19 protein-coding genes are annotated in these 16,714 nt (G+C 71.0%); 6 read left to right on the top strand and 13 right to left on the bottom strand.

Features of this window, described 5'->3' with window-relative positions; all coding sequences use genetic code 11:
- Positions 1-55 precede the first annotated feature (55 nt).
- Both bcp and F0L68_RS17395 read left to right on the top strand, forming a co-directional pair.
- The gene (gene bcp, locus F0L68_RS17400; protein WP_149850645.1) at positions 56-529 is read left to right on the top strand and encodes a thioredoxin-dependent thiol peroxidase; all 474 of its coding nucleotides are present in this window, start codon (positions 56-58) and stop codon (positions 527-529) included.
- Between the two features lie 107 nt (positions 530-636).
- Positions 637-3,699 (top strand): NACHT domain-containing protein, encoded by a 3,063-nt coding sequence (locus tag F0L68_RS17395; RefSeq protein ID WP_149850644.1) that lies wholly within the window; start codon positions 637-639, stop codon positions 3,697-3,699.
- A gap of 47 nt (positions 3,700-3,746) precedes the next feature.
- Here F0L68_RS17395 and rdgB read toward each other — a convergent pair whose 3' ends face one another.
- On the bottom strand, positions 3,747-4,355 hold the full coding sequence (gene rdgB, locus F0L68_RS17390; RefSeq protein ID WP_149850643.1) for an RdgB/HAM1 family non-canonical purine NTP pyrophosphatase: 609 nt from the start codon (positions 4,353-4,355) through the stop codon (positions 3,747-3,749).
- Positions 4,352-5,125 (bottom strand): ribonuclease PH, encoded by a 774-nt coding sequence (rph, locus tag F0L68_RS17385; protein WP_149850642.1) that lies wholly within the window; start codon positions 5,123-5,125, stop codon positions 4,352-4,354. Before rph ends, rdgB begins: the two co-directional genes overlap by 4 nt.
- A gap of 61 nt (positions 5,126-5,186) precedes the next feature.
- Here rph and F0L68_RS17380 point away from each other — a divergent pair, with 61 nt between their 5' ends.
- Positions 5,187-5,726 carry a DUF2231 domain-containing protein gene (locus tag F0L68_RS17380; protein WP_149850641.1) on the top strand — a complete coding sequence of 180 codons (540 nt, stop codon included), beginning with the start codon at positions 5,187-5,189 and terminating at the stop codon, positions 5,724-5,726.
- A 26-nt stretch (positions 5,727-5,752) separates the two neighbouring features.
- On the opposite strand, the gene F0L68_RS17375 is transcribed toward F0L68_RS17380, so the two are convergent.
- The 5 genes from F0L68_RS17375 to F0L68_RS17355 form a co-directional block, all read right to left on the bottom strand.
- Positions 5,753-6,163, bottom strand: a complete 411-nt coding sequence (locus tag F0L68_RS17375; protein ID WP_149850640.1) for an OsmC family protein — start codon at positions 6,161-6,163, stop codon at positions 5,753-5,755.
- A 99-nt stretch (positions 6,164-6,262) separates the two neighbouring features.
- Positions 6,263-7,063, bottom strand: coding sequence for a glutamate racemase (gene murI / locus F0L68_RS17370; RefSeq protein ID WP_149850747.1), 801 nt, complete (start codon positions 7,061-7,063; stop codon positions 6,263-6,265).
- A gap of 2 nt (positions 7,064-7,065) precedes the next feature.
- The gene (locus F0L68_RS17365) at positions 7,066-7,731 is read right to left on the bottom strand and encodes a rhomboid family intramembrane serine protease (RefSeq protein ID WP_438672291.1); all 666 of its coding nucleotides are present in this window, start codon (positions 7,729-7,731) and stop codon (positions 7,066-7,068) included.
- Positions 7,732-7,836: 105 nt separating this feature from the next.
- Positions 7,837-8,547: a rhomboid family protein gene (locus F0L68_RS17360; RefSeq protein WP_223198876.1), complete on the bottom strand. Its 711-nt coding sequence runs from the start codon at positions 8,545-8,547 to the stop codon at positions 7,837-7,839.
- Positions 8,548-8,681: 134 nt separating this feature from the next.
- Positions 8,682-9,728, bottom strand: coding sequence for an aldo/keto reductase (locus F0L68_RS17355; RefSeq protein WP_149850639.1), 1,047 nt, complete (start codon positions 9,726-9,728; stop codon positions 8,682-8,684).
- 113 nt (positions 9,729-9,841) lie between these two features.
- On the opposite strand from F0L68_RS17355, the gene F0L68_RS17350 reads away from it, so the two are divergent.
- Positions 9,842-10,708 carry an SMP-30/gluconolactonase/LRE family protein gene (locus F0L68_RS17350; protein WP_223198875.1) on the top strand — a complete coding sequence of 289 codons (867 nt, stop codon included), beginning with the start codon at positions 9,842-9,844 and terminating at the stop codon, positions 10,706-10,708.
- Between the two features lie 66 nt (positions 10,709-10,774).
- Here the strand turns inward: F0L68_RS17350 and F0L68_RS17345 are convergent, their stop codons facing one another.
- The 6 genes from F0L68_RS17345 to clpS all read right to left on the bottom strand — a co-directional run bounded on the left by F0L68_RS17345 (position 10,775) and on the right by clpS (position 14,587).
- Complete coding sequence (locus F0L68_RS17345) at positions 10,775-11,725, bottom strand: PLP-dependent cysteine synthase family protein (protein ID WP_149850637.1); 951 nt, start codon at positions 11,723-11,725, stop codon at positions 10,775-10,777.
- A 25-nt stretch (positions 11,726-11,750) separates the two neighbouring features.
- Positions 11,751-12,026 carry a MoaD/ThiS family protein gene (locus F0L68_RS17340; RefSeq protein ID WP_149850636.1) on the bottom strand — a complete coding sequence of 92 codons (276 nt, stop codon included), beginning with the start codon at positions 12,024-12,026 and terminating at the stop codon, positions 11,751-11,753.
- Positions 12,027-12,095: 69 nt separating this feature from the next.
- The gene (locus tag F0L68_RS17335; protein ID WP_149850635.1) at positions 12,096-12,551 is read right to left on the bottom strand and encodes a M67 family metallopeptidase; all 456 of its coding nucleotides are present in this window, start codon (positions 12,549-12,551) and stop codon (positions 12,096-12,098) included.
- Between the two features lie 163 nt (positions 12,552-12,714).
- The gene (locus F0L68_RS17330) at positions 12,715-13,737 is read right to left on the bottom strand and encodes a P1 family peptidase (protein WP_223198874.1); all 1,023 of its coding nucleotides are present in this window, start codon (positions 13,735-13,737) and stop codon (positions 12,715-12,717) included.
- Entirely contained in the window at positions 13,734-14,291 is a 558-nt protein-coding gene (locus F0L68_RS17325) for a DUF2017 domain-containing protein (protein ID WP_149850634.1), read from the bottom strand. The genes F0L68_RS17330 and F0L68_RS17325 overlap by 4 nt, the downstream gene beginning before the upstream one ends.
- Positions 14,288-14,587 (bottom strand): ATP-dependent Clp protease adapter ClpS, encoded by a 300-nt coding sequence (gene clpS, locus F0L68_RS17320; protein ID WP_149850633.1) that lies wholly within the window; start codon positions 14,585-14,587, stop codon positions 14,288-14,290. Before clpS ends, F0L68_RS17325 begins: the two co-directional genes overlap by 4 nt.
- Positions 14,588-14,679: 92 nt before the next feature.
- On the opposite strand from clpS, the gene F0L68_RS17315 reads away from it, so the two are divergent.
- Positions 14,680-15,984 carry a nicotinate phosphoribosyltransferase gene (locus F0L68_RS17315; RefSeq protein ID WP_149850632.1) on the top strand — a complete coding sequence of 435 codons (1,305 nt, stop codon included), beginning with the start codon at positions 14,680-14,682 and terminating at the stop codon, positions 15,982-15,984.
- Positions 15,985-16,017: 33 nt separating this feature from the next.
- Entirely contained in the window at positions 16,018-16,587 is a 570-nt protein-coding gene (locus F0L68_RS17310; RefSeq protein ID WP_149850631.1) for an isochorismatase family protein, read from the top strand.
- The last annotated feature ends 127 nt before the right edge of the window (positions 16,588-16,714 follow it).

Below are 16,714 nucleotides of genomic sequence, written 5' to 3'. Positions count from 1 at the left end.
GCGCACCGCGGGCCTGATCGCCCGGCCGTCGGCGTGGCGCAGTAGCGTCGAGGCCATGACCGAACAGAAGCGCCTTTCCGCCGGCGACCAGGCGCCGGCGTTCACCCTGAAGGACAGTGAGGGCAAGCAGGTCTCACTGTCGGACTTCCAGGGCCGTTCCGTGGTCGTCTACTTCTATCCGGCGGCCGGCACCCCGGGATGCACCACGCAGGCGTGCGACTTCCGGGACAACCTCGGCGAGCTGTCCGAGTCCGGCTTCGACGTGCTGGGCATCTCCCCGGACAAGCCGGAGAAGCTGGCCAAGTTCCGCGACGAGGAGGGCCTGAACTTCCCGTTGCTGTCCGACCCCGACCGGTCGGTGCTGGCCGGGTGGGGCGCGTTCGGCGAGAAGCAGAACTACGGCAAGACCGTGGTCGGCGTCATCCGCTCCACGTTCCTCGTCGGCCCGGACGGAAAGATCGTCAAGGCCATGTACAACGTGCGCGCGACCGGCCACGTCGCCAAGCTGCTGCGCGAACTGCCCGCCTGACCCAACCGGTTCACTCGTTCGCAGGCTTGCCAGCGAACGAGCCGCCATCCAGGCTCCCCCGAGTCCGACCGGTTTCCCCGGTCGAACCCGGGGGAGTTCTGTTTCGGTTGAGGGGGCACGACATCAGCATCGAGACGTCGCTGGTCAAGGTGGGACAGGCCGTGACCAAGCAGCTCGCGCTGACCTGGTTCGCCGGCCGCAAGGCCGACAGTCGCCGGGGCAAGGACCTGCACCGGCTGGTCCGGGCGAGGTTTCCCTTGCCGGACAACCAACGCAAGGTCTTCTCCTCGCTGTGGAAGACCGACGATGACATCGCGGCGAGACTCGCCCCGGCCTGCGCGCGGGCGGCGCACGGACTGCCCGACAACGAACGCGACGCGGCGCTGGACGCGGTGGCCGACGCGTTGGAGGACGCCGAACTGAGCGACGCGGCCCTGTTCGCCGTGGATCTCTCGCCCGAGGCGTTGGCCGACGAGGTGCGGCGACAGGCGCCGATCGGGCGGGCCGGACTGTCCGACGGCGCGACCCGGCTGTACGAGACGGCGCTGGACCGGGCCTGCATCGTGCTCGTGCACCTGGTCAGGGAGTTGCCGGAGTTCAACGCGGCGACGGCCGTGGAGACGTTGGGGCGACTGGGTTCCCTGCTGTCCACAGTGGACGAGATGTTGGCGCGACTGCCCGAGCGGAGCCTGGACGCGCCGAGCGGGACGGACGAGGACGAGCTGTTCCGGCGACGGTATTTCCAGGCGATGGTCCGGGCCCACGACCGGCTGGAGGTCATCGGCCTCACCACCCACAGCTACGAGCCCCGGACGACGCTCAGCGTGGCGTACCTGAGCCTCACGGTGAGCGAGGAGAACGACCGGGACGGTCCGCAGCGGCCGTCCCGGCCACGCGAGGACTGGCGCGGGGAGAACCTTCGCGTGGAGGCAGCGCTCGGTGAACACCAGCGCGTCGTGCTTCGCGGCGAGGCCGGCGCCGGCAAGTCCACGCTGCTCCGCTGGCTCGCCATCAACGCGGCGAAGGGCTCCTTCGCGGGCGCGCTCGGGCACTGGAACGAGCACGTGCCGTTCCTGGTGAAGCTGCGCGAGTTCGCGGACAAGCCGCTGCCGAGGGTCAACGAGCTGCTGAGCCTGCCGAGCACGCCCGAGTGCGGACCGGCGCCGGACGAGTGGGCGCACCGCCAGCTCGACTCGGGTCAGGCACTGCTGTTGGTGGACGGCGTTGACGAACTCCAGCGCGAGCAACGCGACGCGGTGCGGCACTGGCTGCGCGGCCTGCTGAGCAGCTACCCGCACATCCTGGTGGTGGTCACCTCCCGGCCGACGGCCGTGACACCGAAATGGCTGGCGCACGAGGGTTTCCACTCGGTTGAGCTGGAATCGATGAGTCTCGCCGACGCGCGGGAATTGCTGCGCCGCTGGCACAAGGCGCTGCTCGATTCGGCTCCCAGCGTTGACCTGCTGCCCTGTCCGCCGGACGAGATCGCCGAGCACGAACGAACGCTGCACGGTCAGCTCCGGTCGCGTTCGCATCTGCGGGCGCTCGCACGGAGTCCGCTGCTGTGCGCGATGCTCTGCGCGCTGAACCTCGACCGGAAGGGCCAGTTGCCGAGAGAGCGGCAGGCGCTCTACGCGGCAGCGCTGGACATGCTGCTGGAGCGGCGGGACGCCGATCGCAACGTGGCCAGCGCCGGAGGTGTGCGGCTCACAAGGACGGAGAAGCAGGCGCTGCTGCGGGAGTTGGCCTGGTGGCTCAACGAGAACGGCCGCAGCCAGATGTCCTGGGACCAGGCGGTCGGCCGGCTGCGCGCGCGCCTCCAGAGCATGCCCAACGTGCACGAGGAGCCGGAAGTCCTGCTGCGGCACCTGGTCGAGCGCAGCGGGATCGTGCGCGAGCCGGCGGTCGGTCGCGTCGACTTCGTGCACCGGACGTTCCAGGAGTACCTGGCCGCCGAGGAGGCCGTGCAGCGCGACAGCATCGACCTGTTGGTGGGGCACGCGCGATCGGACCTGTGGCGCGAGACGGTGTTGATGGCCTGCGCGCACGCCAACCCCGAGCAGCGCGGGCTGTTGTTGGTCGGCCTGCTGGACGAAGCCGACCAGGCGACCCCGAAGACGGCGCGACAGTTGCGACTGCTGGCCGCCGCCTGTCTGGAGACCGTGGTGGAGGTGGAGCCCGCCGAGGTCATCACTCGGATCATCGAGTGCGTGCGCGGCCTGGTGCCGCCCAGAAGCATCAGGGAGAGCCGGTCGCTGGCCACGGTCGGGATACGGCTGCTCGACTTCCTGCCGGACAGCCTGGATGGGCTGAGCAATGCGCAGGCTGCGGCGACCGTGCGCGCCGCCGTGCTGGTCAACGGGCCGGAGGTGTTGCCGGTGCTGGCCCACTTCGCGCGCGATCCGCGCGACGGGGTCCAGTCTGAGCTGATCAAGGGCTGGGACTACTTCGATACCGGCCGCTATGCCGAACTGGTTCTGGCCGACGCTCCGCTCGAACGCAACGAGCAGGACGAAGACGGAGCCGTGTTCCTCACCTCAACGGATCCGGTGTCGCATCTGCACAGGTTGCGACACCTTCGAACTCTTTATCTAACCGCGCCGAGCGACGTTCAAATCGATCAGGAAGTGCACCTCATCAGCACGATGGAGCGACTGCGTGGACTACATCTGACCGCATTTCGCGCACCGGCCACGCTCTACGAACTGGCGCGGCTGAGCAGACTACGTCAACTGACCTTCAACTTCAGCGGCGGGCTCGCTGACATCGACTTTCTGACCGAATTGCCCCAGCTCAGTGACATAGAAATCGTCGCAGGCGATCTCGGTGATCTCGGTTCGCTGCGAACAATGAAGCAGTTGGAACAGCTTTCCATCCTCGATGGCGTGAAACTTTCCTCAATCGCCGCCTTGGGTGACCTTCCACGGCTGCGCCACCTGACTCTCTGGCATTGCCTCATCAGGGATCTCTCGCCGTTGGCGGACATCCCTACCCTCACCAGCTTGCTACTCGGCAACTGCCCGCAGCCGGTCGACCTGCGGCCACTCGCCGATTGCCAAATGAGGATCGTGCTCGATTCCGGTACCGCAGTCACAGGTGTCAGCGAACTCGGCGACGGTGTGCACGTGTTCGGTCGTACTGGGGAACGGATCTATGCAGACTGGCCGTAGCCGGAGGTCGGGGCCGGCAGCGCGCCGGCCCCGACCAACCGTGGTGCCTAGTCCTCCGTCAGCCGCCGCAACTGCGGCAACAACAACCGCAGCGCCCGTCCCCGGTGCGACATGGCGTCCTTCTCCGCAGGCTCCAGCTCCGCCGAGGTGACCTCGAAACCCTCCGGCAGGAAGATCGGGTCGTAACCGAAACCGTTGGCGCCGCGCGGTTCCCGGGTCAGCGAGCCCCGCCACTCGCCGCGCACCACGACCTCGACACCTGAGGGCAGCACCAGAGCCGCCGCGCAGACGAAGGCCGCGCCCCTGCGGTCGTCGGGAACATCGCCGAGCTGGGCCAGCACCAGGTCCAGGTTGGCCGGGTCGTCGCCGTGCTTGCCGGACCATCGCGCTGACAGCACGCCTGGCATGCCGTTCAACGCGTCCACGGACAGGCCGGAGTCGTCCGCCACGGACGGCAGGCCCGTCGCCTCCGCCGCGTCCCGCGCCTTGGCCAGCGCGTTGCCCTCGAAGGTCGGCTCGGTCTCGGGGGCCTCGGGGAACTCGACCACCGCGTCGAGCCCGATGATCTCGATGCCGCGCACGTTCTCCGTGTCGAGGATGCGGCGCAGTTCACCCAGCTTCTTCGCGTTGCGGGTGGCCAGCAGCAGCTCGGTCACGACGCCCTGCCCTTCCCCGGCTTTGGCGTCGGCAGCTCGCCCGGGTAGGGCAGGGCCAGCGCCTCGGCCTGCTTGCGGCTCAGCTCCGCGCACCCGGCCAACGCCAGGTCCAGCATCCGGTCCAGGGTCGACCTGGCGAACGTCGCGCCCTCGCCGGTGCCCTGCACCTCGACGAACGTGCCGGCGTCGGTGGCCACCACGTTCATGTCCACCTCGGCCCGCGAGTCCTCCTCGTAGGGCAGGTCGAGCCGCACCCTGCCGTCCACCACGCCGACGCTGACGGCCGACACGGCGCAGGACAGCGGCTGCGGGTCGGCGAGCCGGCCTGCGGCCCCCAACCAGGTGATGGCGTCGGCGAGCGCCACATAACCGCCGGTGATCGCGGCCGTGCGAGTGCCGCCGTCCGCCTGGATCACGTCGCAGTCGATGACGATCGTGTTCTCGCCGAGGGCGGCGAGGTCGATGCAGGCACGCAGCGAGCGGCCGATCAGTCGGCTGATCTCGTGCGTGCGCCCCCCGATCTTGCCCTTGACCGCCTCGCGGTCACTGCGCGTGTGCGTGGCCGACGGCAGCATCGAGTACTCGGCGGTCACCCAGCCGAGCCCGGATCCCGCCCGCCACCTCGGCACACCTTCGGTGACGCTGGCCGCGCACAGCACCCGCGTGTTGCCGAACTCCACCATGACCGAGCCGGCCGGCCACTGTTGGAAGCCGCGCGTGATCCGAATGTCGCGCAGCGCGTCGTCGTTCCTGCCATCGGTTCTCACCACGTCGTTAGCCTAGGGTGCCCTTTCAGTGAACCACCGATGGCCCACCGGCGTAGGGACTGGCATGGCACAAGCGGAACAACTCGTGACCGTCTTCGGCCTACCCGCGCACCCGCTGCTGGTGCACGCCGTGGTGGTGCTGCTGCCGCTGGCCTCGGTCTGCGCGATCGGCCTTGCCGTGCGCGCCACCTGGCGGCGCAAGTACGGCTGGCCCGCCCTGATCCTCACGGCGCTCGCGGTCGGGGCGGTGCCGCTGGCGCAGCAGGCAGGCGAGCAGCTGCGGGACAGGCTCGCCTCGGTGCCCAACCCGCTGATCAAGCAGCACGCCGACATCGGCACCGAGCTGCTGCCCTACGCGATCGGTTTCCTGGTCGCCGTGGTCGTGCTGCTGGTCGCCGGCCGCCTTGCGGACCGGGAGCGGGCGGCCGACGCCGAGCCGGCCGGGGACGGCGGCCAGACCACCACGACCATCCCGAGGACGTGGCGGCGGATCGCGCTGCTGGTCTCGGTCCTGGTGGTGGCCGCCGCGGTGGCGACCACCGTGCAGGTGGTGCGGATCGGGGACAGCGGCTCGCGCGCGGTGTGGACGGGCGTCGGCGGCTAGGCAGCGCGGTTGTCCGGGCAACCGGACTAGGACGTGATGGCCAGGGGCGCCGGGGTCGACTTCTTCAGCGTCCTGGTGACGGTGCACAGCTGCTCGACGGCCCGGCGCACGGCCTTGACCAGGTGCTCGCGCTGCTCGGGGTCGAGCGCGGACAGGTCGACGTCGAGGCCGACCAGCACCTCGTCCAGCTCGTGCGCACCGTGCTGGCGGACGCCCTCCGCGGTGGCCTCGAACCGCGCGTCCTCGCCGACCCGCCGGACGACCAGTTCCTCCGCGGTGACGGCCGCGCAGCCCGCCGCGGCGGCGAGCAGCAGCTCCACCGGCGTGAACGAGCCCTCCTGGCCAACCCGGCCGATGCGCACCGACGCGCCCCGGTCGTTCGCGGCGACGAAGCTGTGCTGTCCGGTGCGCTCCACCTGGACGGAAGCGTTTGCCATCGGGCTCTCCCCCACCTCGCGCGGCGATCGTGTCCAGTCAGAAAACCGCCGGGCCGGGGACCGTTGTTCCCCGGCCGGATCGGGAGTACCGGACATCACTCAGGCCGCGGTGACCGCGCCGAGCCTCGGGCCGAGGAACCGGGTGGCGAGCTTGGCGAAGGGGGCCGCGGGGCCGGTGGCCAGGAACTCGTGCTCCGCAGGTCCGTCCTCGGGGTCGCGCCCGCTGAACAGGTCCAGCTCGGTGAGCACCCGCACCACGTCCTTGACGGTCTCCTCCGCGCTGGACACCAGGGTCACCCCGTCGCCCATGACGATCTGGAGCACGCCGGTCAGCAGCGGGTAGTGCGTGCAGCCGAGCACGAGCGTGTCCACCTCGGCCTGCTGCAACGGCTCGAGGTAGCCCTGGGCCAGCCCGAGGACCTGCCGGCCGGAGGTGATGCCACGCTCGACGAAGTCAACGAACCTCGGGCAGGCGACGCTGGTGACCCTGATGTCGCGGGCGGCGGCGAAGGCGTCCTCGTAGGCCCGCGAGCTGATCGTCCCCTTGGTGCCGATCACGCCGACCCGGCCGGAGCGGGTGGTGGCCACCGCGCGGCGCACGGCCGGCAGGATCACCTCGACGACCGGCACGTCGTAGCGTTCGCGGGCGTCGCGCAGGCAGGCCGCCGACGCCGTGTTGCAGGCGATCACGAGCAGCTTGACGCCGTCGTCGACCAGGCGGTCGAACACCGCGAGGGCGTTGCTGCGGGCCTGCGCGATGGGCAGCGGGCCGTACGGGCTGTTCGCCGTGTCGCCGATGTAGCGGACGCGCTCCCCCGGCAGCTGGTCCATGATCGCCCTGGCCACCGTGAGTCCGCCGACTCCCGAGTCGAAGATTCCGATCGGCGCGTCGGCAGAGATGGTCACGCCGCGAGATTACCCGGAGCCGGTCCCGTCGCGACCGTCCTGGCCGCGCGCACCCGGCTCGCCCTCGCCGCGAGGAACGCCATGAGCAGCCCGGCCAGCGCGCCGAACAGGTGCGCCTGCCAGGAGATCTGCTGGTCGCCCGGCAGCAGCCCCCACAGCACGCCGCCCCAGTAGAAGAACAGCACCGCGGCCACCAGGATCTGCTTGAAGCTGCGGTTGAAGATGCCCCTGACCAGCAGGAACGCCAGCCAGCCGAAGGCGAGACCGGACGCGCCGATGGTGACCGTGCCGGCGTCGCCGGTCAGCCAGACGCCGATGCCGCTGACCAGCCAGATCACCGTGGTGACCACGATCCACTGGGCGAGCCCGCCCGCCATCGCGAGGAACCCGAACACCAGCACCGGGATGGTGTTGCCGGCGAGATGCGCCCAGCCGTCGTGCAGCAGCGGCGCGAACAGCACGCCGTCGAGGCCGGACAGCTGGCGCGGCTTGACGCCGAACGACCGGTCGAGCGAGCCGTGGAAGCCGGCCACATCGACGAACTCGATCAGATACAGCAGCGCGGTGAACGACACCAGCACGACCGCCGCCTGCATCGGTCGGGGCGGCAGCACCCGGTTCGCCGGCCGGTTCGGCGTCTGCTTGGCGGGTAGTTGGTCCACGACATCGAGGTTACGTGCGGTTATCCGCTCCCGGGTCCGGGAAACACCCGGATTTCACCCTGATGCCGAGTGGTGGCCGGACCGAGATCCCGAGTGGGACCCCGGTCAGACGACGATGGCGGGCGGCGGGTTCTTGGCGGCTTCCTTGCGCAGGTCCCGCGCCACGCCCCAGGCGGCCAGCACGCCGCCGAGAGCGCCGAACAGGTGGCCCTCCCAGGAGATGCCCGGTTGGCCCGGCAGCATCCCGAGCAGGACCCAGCCGTAGAGGGCGAACACCGCGACGGCGATGCCGATCTGCGTGACGCTGCGCGCGAACAGGCCCCTGACCAACAGGTAGGTGAGGTAGCCGAAGATCAGCCCGGACGCGCCGATGTGCACGCCGTCGTGGCCGAACACCCAGACGCCGAGACCGCCGGTGAGCCAGATGATCGTGGTGACACCGAAGAACTTGCCGAGCCCGAGCGAGGTGGTGAGGTAGCCGAGCACCAGCAGCGGCAGCGAGTTGCCGAACAGGTGCTGCCAGCTGCCGTGCAGCAGCGGCGCGAACAGCACGCCGTCCCAGTGCGAGAAGTCGCGCGGGATGTCACCGAAGCCGAGCAGCCCGTAGTTCGTGATCACGTTGAGCACCTGGATCACGTACAGCAGCGCGAGGAAGCCGAGGATCACAACGGCCGCCTGCACCGGGTTCGGCGGGACGACCCGCTTCGCGAGCGGCGTCGGCTGCTTCGGCGGCCTGGCCGGCTTGGCCGGCCGCGCGACGGCTGGCTGCGCGGCGGACGGCTGCTCCGATGGCGGCACGGCGGGGACTGGCTCCACGACAGCCAGCCTACGGGCCGAGGGTCACGGTTCGGTCCGATTCGCCCAGATCGTGCCTGCTGCACCAGGGGAAGCGCCCGTCCGGCCTATCCGTTGAGCGGGCGCCTTCCCCTTGTCCTCGGGCTCAGCAGCGGTCAGCGGTCGCCGGGGGTGCGGCGGACGGTGAAGCGGCGGTCGTCGACCTCCTGCCAGCGGTCGCCGTAGACGCCGTTCGTCACCCGCTCCCCCGCCAGGAAGTCGTGCGGGAAGCCGAGCGGCACCCGGCTCGCGGTATCCAGCCTGGCCAGCTGGTCGTCGGTGAGCCGCACGTCGACCGCGCCGAGGTTGTCCTTGAGCTGCGTCAGCGTGGTCGCGCCGAGGATCGGCACGACGTTGGCCGGCTGCCGCAGCAGCCAGGCGATCGCGACCTGGGCTGGCGACCAGCCGCCCTCCTCTGCCACGGCGAGGACGGTGTCGATGGTCTCGTCCTCGTTGTGGTCCGTCGGGCCGTCGTCCCGACCGGTCAGCCTGCCGGACTCGCCCGCGCGGTACTTGCCGGTGAGCTTCCCGGCCGCCAGCGGCGCCCACGCGAACACGGGCAGGTCGAACGCCTTGGCCATCGGCAGGAGCTCCCGCTCGACCGTGCGCTCCAGCAGGTTGTAGCGGATCTGGAGGCCAACGAACGGCGACCAGTCGCGCAGCTCGGCCAGCGTGTTGGCCTGGGCGACCTCCCACGCCGGCCAGTCCGAGACGGCGACGTGCAGGATCTTGCCGGCGCGCACCTGGTCGTCCAGGGCCCGCATCACCTCGGCGACCGGCGTCCATGTGTCCCGCGCGTGCACCCACAACACGTCGACGTGGTCGGTGCGCAGCCGCCGCAGACTGTCCTCGAGGGAGTTCACCAGGTTCTTGCGGGTGTTGCCGACCGAGTTCACGTCGCCGGACCGCGTCTGGAGCGTGTACTTGGTGGCCAGCACGAACTGGTCCCGCCGGCCTTCGAGCAGTTCACCGAGGTACTCCTCGGACTGGCCGCCCGTGTAGAAGTTGGCTGTGTCGACGAAGTTGCCACCGGCATCGGCGTAGGCGTCCAGAAGCTGACCGCTGGTCGCCTTGTCGGCACCCCAGCTGTCTCCGAAGGTCATCGTGCCGAGGCTGAGCTCCGACACCCGTAGTCCGGTCTTGCCGAGCAGCGTGTAGCGCACTGGTGGATCCCCTGTTTGCGTTTGGTGACACGAACCCGATCAACGCTATGACCTGGAGCGCACTACAGGTCAAGCGCTCACTAGGATTCGGGCGCAACGGGGAGGGTGATCGGGTGAGCGGCTCGTCTGTCGAGGTCGCGGTGCGGTGCGAGGCCATCATCGGCGAGGGGCCGACCTGGGACGCGGCCACCTCGACGCTGCTGTGGGTGGACATCCTCGGCAGCGAGGTGCACCGTTTCGCCCCTGGCCGAGGTTCGGACGCGGTGCTCGCCACCCCGCAGCACGTCGGCGCGGTCAAGCCGAGGACGCGCGGCGGGTTGGTGCTCAACCTGCGGGACGGCGTCGCGCTGGTGGACCGGGACGGCAGCCGCACCTGGCTCGTCTACTGGGCGCGGGACGGGCTGCGCGGCAACGACGCGGCCGTCGACCCCGCCGGCCGGCTGTGGGCCGGCACGATGCGCTACGACGAGAAGCCGGGCGGCTGGCTGGCCGTGGTCGAGGGCGACGGCGCGGCCAGGGTCGTGCTGGACGAGGTGAGCGTCAGCAACGGCATCGCCTGGAGCCCCGACGAGACGCTGATGTACTACGTGGACTCGCCGACCCGGCGGATCGACGTCCTCGACTACGAGCGGGTCGGCGGCGCGGCCACCGGGCGCAGGCCGCTGGTCGAGGTGACCGACACGGCCGGCGTGCCGGACGGGATCTGCGTGGACGCCGACGGCTGCGTGTGGGTGGCCCTGCACGGCGGCGGCGCGGTGCGCAGGTACACCCCGGACGGCAGGCTGGACCGGGAGATCGCGGTGCCGGTGCCGCAGCCGACGGCGTGCTGCTTCGGCGGCCCCGACCTGGCCGACCTGTACGTGACCTCGGCGCGGGACGGCCTGTCCGAGGACGGCCTGGCCGGCGCGCCGCTGTCCGGCTCGCTGCTGGTGCTGCCGGGAGCTGGTGCCGGGCTGCCGTCGACGGTGTTCGCCGGCTAGACCGGGCCCGGCGTCAGACCCGCCCCGGCGTCAGGCCAGGAGACGGCGTCCGGCCAGGACACCGTCTCAGGCCCAGAGGTGGCCGTCGATTCGTTCGGCGGCCTCGTCCAGGGTGCCGGCGTAGGCGCCGGTGGACAGGTACTTCCAGCCGCCGTCGGCCACCACGAACACGACGTCGGCCGGGACGTCCGCGCCTGCCGCCTTCTCCGCGACGGCGAGCGCGGCGTGCAGGATCGCGCCGGTGGAGATGCCGGCGAAGATCCCCTCGGTCTCCAGCAGCTGGCGGGTGCGGCGCAGCGCGTCGTAGGAGCCGACGGAGTACCGCCCGGTCAGCACGTCCGGGTCGTACAGCTCGGGCACGAAGCCCTCGTCCAGGTTCCGCAGCCCGTAGACCACCTCGCCGTAGCGCGGCTCGGCCGCGATGACCTGCACGTCGGGCTTGTGCTCACGCAGGTACCTGCCAGCCCCGACGAGGGTCCCGGTGGTGCCGAGGCCGGCCACGAAGTGCGTCACCTCTGGCAGGTCGCGCAGGATCTCCGGGCCGGTGCCCTCGTAGTGCGCCGCGACGTTGGCCGGGTTGCCGTACTGGTAGAGCATCACCCAGTCCGGGTTCTTCTTGGCCAGTTCCTTCGCGGTCGCCACGGCCTGGTTGGAGCCGCCGGCGGCCGGCGAGAAGATGATCCGCGCGCCGTACGCCTGGAGCAGCTGCCGGCGCTCGGTCGAGGTGTTCTCGGGCATCACGCAGACCAGCCCGTACCCCCTGAGCTTGGCCGCCATCGCCAGGGCGATGCCGGTGTTGCCCGAGGTGGGTTCGAGGATCGTGCAGCCCGGCGTCAACCGGCCGTCCCGCTCGGCCGCCTCGATCATGGCCAGCGCTGGCCGGTCCTTGATCGAGCCGGTCGGGTTGCGGTCCTCCAGCTTCGCCCACAGTCGGACGTGCTCGGACGGGGACAGGTTCGGCAGCCCGACCAGCGGGGTGTTGCCGAGCAGGTCCAGCAGCGAGTCGAACCGGGCCACGGCGATCTCCCTTGTGCCCCTTGGGTTACGCGCCGCCGGCGACGGCGGGCAGGATGGTGACGGTGTCGCCGTCCTTGACGGCCGCCTCGAGGCCGCCGGCGAAACGCACGTCCTCGTCGTTGACGTAGACGTTCACGAAGCGGTGCAGCGCGCCCTCCTTGACCAGGCGGGACTTCAGGCCGCCGTGGTTGGCCTCGAGGTTCTCGATGACCTCGGCGACCGTCGAGCCGCTGGCCTCGACGGACTTCTCGCCTGCGGTGTGGGTCCGCAGAATGGTGGGGATGGAGACGGTGACGGCCATGCTGAACCTCCGAGAATGCGGGACTTGGTTGGAATGGCAACCGCTGGCACAGCGTGACCGCGCCTGCGGTCAGACGGTGTCCGGGACGTCGTCGGCGCCGGTGTGGGCGAACATGTAGGACTCGACGACCTCGATCGGTTCCTCGGTGACCTCGCCGTCGACGATCCGGTACGAGCGGAACTCGTGCTCGTCGGGTTCGCGGGTGGACACCAACACGTAGTGGGCGTCCGGCTCGGAGGCGTAGGACACGTCGGTGCGCGACGGGTAGGCCTCGGTCGCGGTGTGCGAGTGGTAGACCACCACGGGCACCTCGTCGCGGGCGGCCATGTCCCGGTACAGCCGCAGGAGGTCGCCAGACTCGAACTCGTAGAACGTCGGCGAGCGCGCCGCGTTGACCATGGGGATGAACCGCTCCGGCTGGTCCGATCCCTCCGGCCCGGCGATCACGCCACACGCCTCGTCCGGGTGGTCGCGACGGGCATGCGCCACCATCGCGTCCACTAAGTCACGGCGGATCACCAGCACACTCCCATCCTACGGGGTGGGGGAAGCGCTCCCGACGGCTGAGAAACCGCACGTAGGAGCCCCGACACGAGCGCGGAAACGGAGCCGATGCCTCGGTGGGCAGACACTCCCCGGGCCAGACGGATCCCGGGAAGAGGCTCGGTGTCCGAGGCAAGCGCACGGCTCAGAGCTGGCCCCACACGTCCCGATACGCGCGGACCTCGCCGACCGTCGTCGCGGCGAGCAGGCCGTGCACCATCGCCCTGGCGAACGCGTCGGCGGCCGCCGCGCACAGCCGGTCCAGCGCGGCGGCGCGGGTCGGGTCGCCGATGACGCCCGCCGCCTCGGTCAGCGGCCGCGCGCCGGTGGCGAGCGCGAACACGGTGTCGCCGTCGAACATCGAGTGCGCGGGCCGCACCGCGCGGGCCAACCCGTCCTGGGCGGCCATGGCCAGCCGCCGGCACTCGGCCTTGGTCAGCTCGGCATCGACGGCCACCACGCCGATCGTGGTGTTCAGCCGGGACTCCTTCGCCTGCGGCAGGTCAGCGGGCCGCGCTGACGGCAACGCGAACTCGCCGTCGAAGCCAAGGTCGGCGGCCCACGGCCGGCCGGTCGCCGGGTCGGCCGCCTCGCCGACGGCGTTGACCGCGGCCAGCGCGCCGACGGTGTGCTCGCCGACCAGGACGCTCGCCGTGCCGACGCCGCCCTTGAGCGAGCCGGTGCGCGCCCCCGTGCCGGCCCCGACGCAGCCCTGCTCGACCTGGGCGCCGGGCCCGGCGTCGAAGGCCGCCTGGCAGGCCGCGCGGCCGAACTCCGCGTCCGGCCGGTTGCCCCACTCGCTCATCGGCAGGTCGAACAGCACGGCGGCCGGCACGATCGGCACCACCTCGTGCGGCCGCGCGCCGACCCGGAAGCCGAGGTTGTGCTCGCCGAGCCAGCGCATCACGCCGTCGGCGGCGGCCAGCCCGTACGCGCTGCCGCCGGACAGGCACACCGCCTGGACCTGCTGCACCAGGTTCGCCGGGTCGAGCAGGTCGGTCTCCCTGGTGCCCGGCGCGCCGCCCCGGCCGTCCACCGCGCCGACCGCACCGTCGGGCACCAGCACGACGGTCGTGCCGGTGGCCCAGCCGTCGCCGAGCCGGTGGTGCTGCCCGACCAGCACCCCGGCGACGTCCGTGATCGCGTTGCGCGGACCCGGCCCGCTCACTCGGTGATCGCCTCGATCAGCGTCTCCTGCACCCAGGTCAGCCAGTGGTACACGCCAAGGTGCGCCGACCGGGGGTCCTCCTCGGGCAGCTCGTCCGGCATGTCCTCGCTGATGTCCAGGGCCGTGCCGAGCGCGAGCCGGACGTCGTTGATGGCGGACAGCCACGCCTCGGCCTGCTCGTCCGCGAGGACGACCGCGCCGCCCTGCGGCGGGCAGGTGTCCAGCACGACGGCGGCCACCCCGTTCTTGAGGTCGAGCAGCTCGGGCTCGTGCAGCGACCGCAGGGCGCTGGCGGAGTCGGCCTCGCCGGGATCGGGCGCGTCGGGATCGAGCCGGTGGAAGTCGGGCAGCAGGCGGGACAGGATCGGGTCGTCCGGCGAGGTCGACGCGCCGGTGCGGATGCCGGTCAGCTCGGCGAGCTCGTCCTGCGGCGCCTCCTCGGCCCTGGCCTGGAGCATGTCCTGCACCTGGCTGACCAGGCCGCGGATCACGGCGGCCTCCTGCCGGTCCAGCTCGGCGACGATCTTGTCGCCCTCCCGGTGCCAGTTCCTCATGAGGTCTGCTGCATGGTCGCCCAGAGGCCCGCCGCGTGCAGCTTCGCGACGTCACGTTCCACTTTGTCCTTTGAGCCGGAGGACACGATCGCCTTTCCCTTGTGGTGCACGTCCAGCATCAGCTTCGTCGCCTTGTCGCGGCTGTAGCCGAACAGCTTCTGGAGCACGTACGTCACATACGACATCAGGTTCACCGGGTCGTTCCAGACCACCGTCTGCCACGGCTGGTCCTGCGCGGCAAGCTCCGCGCCGGCCGGGTCCACCTGCGTCCGTTCCTCTTCGACGGGCGTGGTCATACCGCCAATGGTGTCACGTTCGGGCGGGGTGTCGGACGACATAGCGGGAACCTCGTGCCCTCTCCGGTTGGCCAACTTTAGGCTTCCTTCTCATGACGTCAACGGAAGCCGGCCCGAGCACCGCGCTGCTCACGGACCACTACGAGCTGACCATGCTGGCCGGTGCGCTGCGAGACGGCACGGCGAACCGCCCGTGCGTGTTCGAGGTGTTCGCCCGCAGGCTTCCCGACGGCCGCAGGTACGGCGTCGTCGCGGGGACGGAACGGCTGCTCGACGCCATCCGCGACTTCCGGTTCGGCCCAGCCGAGATCGACCAGCTGGCCAGGGCCTCGGTGGTGGACGAGGCGACGCTGTCCTGGCTCGCCGACTACCGGTTCACCGGCGACGTCGACGGCTACCCCGAGGGCGAGCTGTACTTCCCCGGCTCCCCGATCCTCACGGTGCGGGCCAGTTTCGCCGAGGGCGTGGTGCTGGAGACGCTGGCCCTGTCGATCCTCAACCACGACAGCGCGATCGCGTCGGCCGCGGCCAGGATGGTCGGCGCGGCCAACGGCCGCAGGATGATCGAGATGGGCTCGCGGCGCACGCACGAGGAGGCGGCCGTCGCGTCCGCGCGGGCCGCCTACCTGGCCGGATTCACCGCGACCTCGAACCTGGAGGCCGCCCGCCGGCACGGCATCCCCACGACGGGCACCTGCGCGCACGCCTACACGCTGCTGCACGACAGCGAGGCCGAGGCGTTCCGGTCGCAGATCGAGGCGCTCGGTGTCGGCACGACGCTGCTGGTGGACACCTACGACATCACCGAGGGCATCAGGACGGCCGTCGAGGTGGCCGGGCCGGAGCTCGGCGCGGTGCGGATCGACTCGGGCGACGTCGGCCCGCTGGCTCGCCAGGCCCGCGAACAGCTCGACTCGCTCGGCGCGCGCAACACCCGCATCGTGGTGTCCGGCGACCTGGACGAGTACTCGATCGCCGCGCTGCGGGCCGAGCCGGTGGACGCCTACGGCGTCGGCACGTCCCTGGTCACCGGCTCCGGCGCGCCGACCGCCGGCATGGTCTACAAACTGGTCGAGGTGGCCGGCAGGCCGGTGGCCAAGCGCAGCTCGCACAAGGAGTCGCGCGGCGGCTGGAAGAGCGCGGTGCGCCGGCACAAGGACACCGGCACCGCGCTGGAGGAGGTCGTGTTCCAGGTCGGCGACGGGCGCCAGCAGCCCGAACTCGGCGAGCACGACCGGGTGCTGCCGATCCCCCTGTTGCGCGCTGGACAGCGGGCGGACGGGGTGCCCACCCTTGAGCAGAGCAGGGACCGGCTGCGGTCGGCCCTGGTGAGCGTGCCGTGGGAGGGCCTGAAGCTCTCGCACGGCGAACCAGCCATCCCGACGACCTTCCGGTGATCGGGCCTTGCGGGTAGGGAGAGGAACGGCACCGTGGCCAACGCGCTGATCGTGGTTGACGTGCAGAACGACTTCTGCGAGGGCGGTTCGCTGCCGGTGGCCGGCGGGGCCGCCGTCGCCGCGGCCGTGACCAGGCACATCGCGGAACGCGGCTACGACAACGTGGTCGCGACGCGCGACTACCACGTGTCCCCCGGCGCGCACTTCAGCGCGACGCCGGACTTCGTGGCCACCTGGCCGGTGCACTGCGTGGCCGGCACGCCGGGCGCGTCGTTCCATCCCGAGCTGGAGGTGGCCGCGGTGGACGCGGTGTTCTCCAAGGGCGCGTACGCGGCGGCGTACTCCGGGTTCGAGGGGGCGGACCGCGCGGAGCGGACGCTGGCGGACTGGCTCCGCGAGCGCGACGTGACCTCGGTGGACGTCGTCGGCATCGCGACGGACCACTGCGTGCGGGCGACCGCGCTGGACGCGGTCAGGGCAGGCTTCGCCACCACGGTGCTGCTCGACCTGACGGCGGGCGTCGCCCAGTCCACTGTGGACACCGCAGTCGCTGACCTGCGCACGGCCGGTGTCGTGTTGACCGGCGAACCACGCGTCGGCTAGCCCCAAGGCCGTGAAGTTAAGGGTTGGGTGCGCCTGTCCAGCCGGTTGAAACAGGCAACGGAGTCCCTGCTACAACAGCGTCGACCAAGATCACCGCTGCACAGGAACTCCGTTGGACACCCAGTCT

It is taken from the genome of Solihabitans fulvus (assembly GCF_008386585.1).
GTDB lineage: Bacteria > Actinomycetota > Actinomycetes > Mycobacteriales > Pseudonocardiaceae > Solihabitans > Solihabitans fulvus.
Note: the sequence above shows the minus strand (reverse complement) of the source record. Positions and strands in the feature narration are given on the sequence as shown.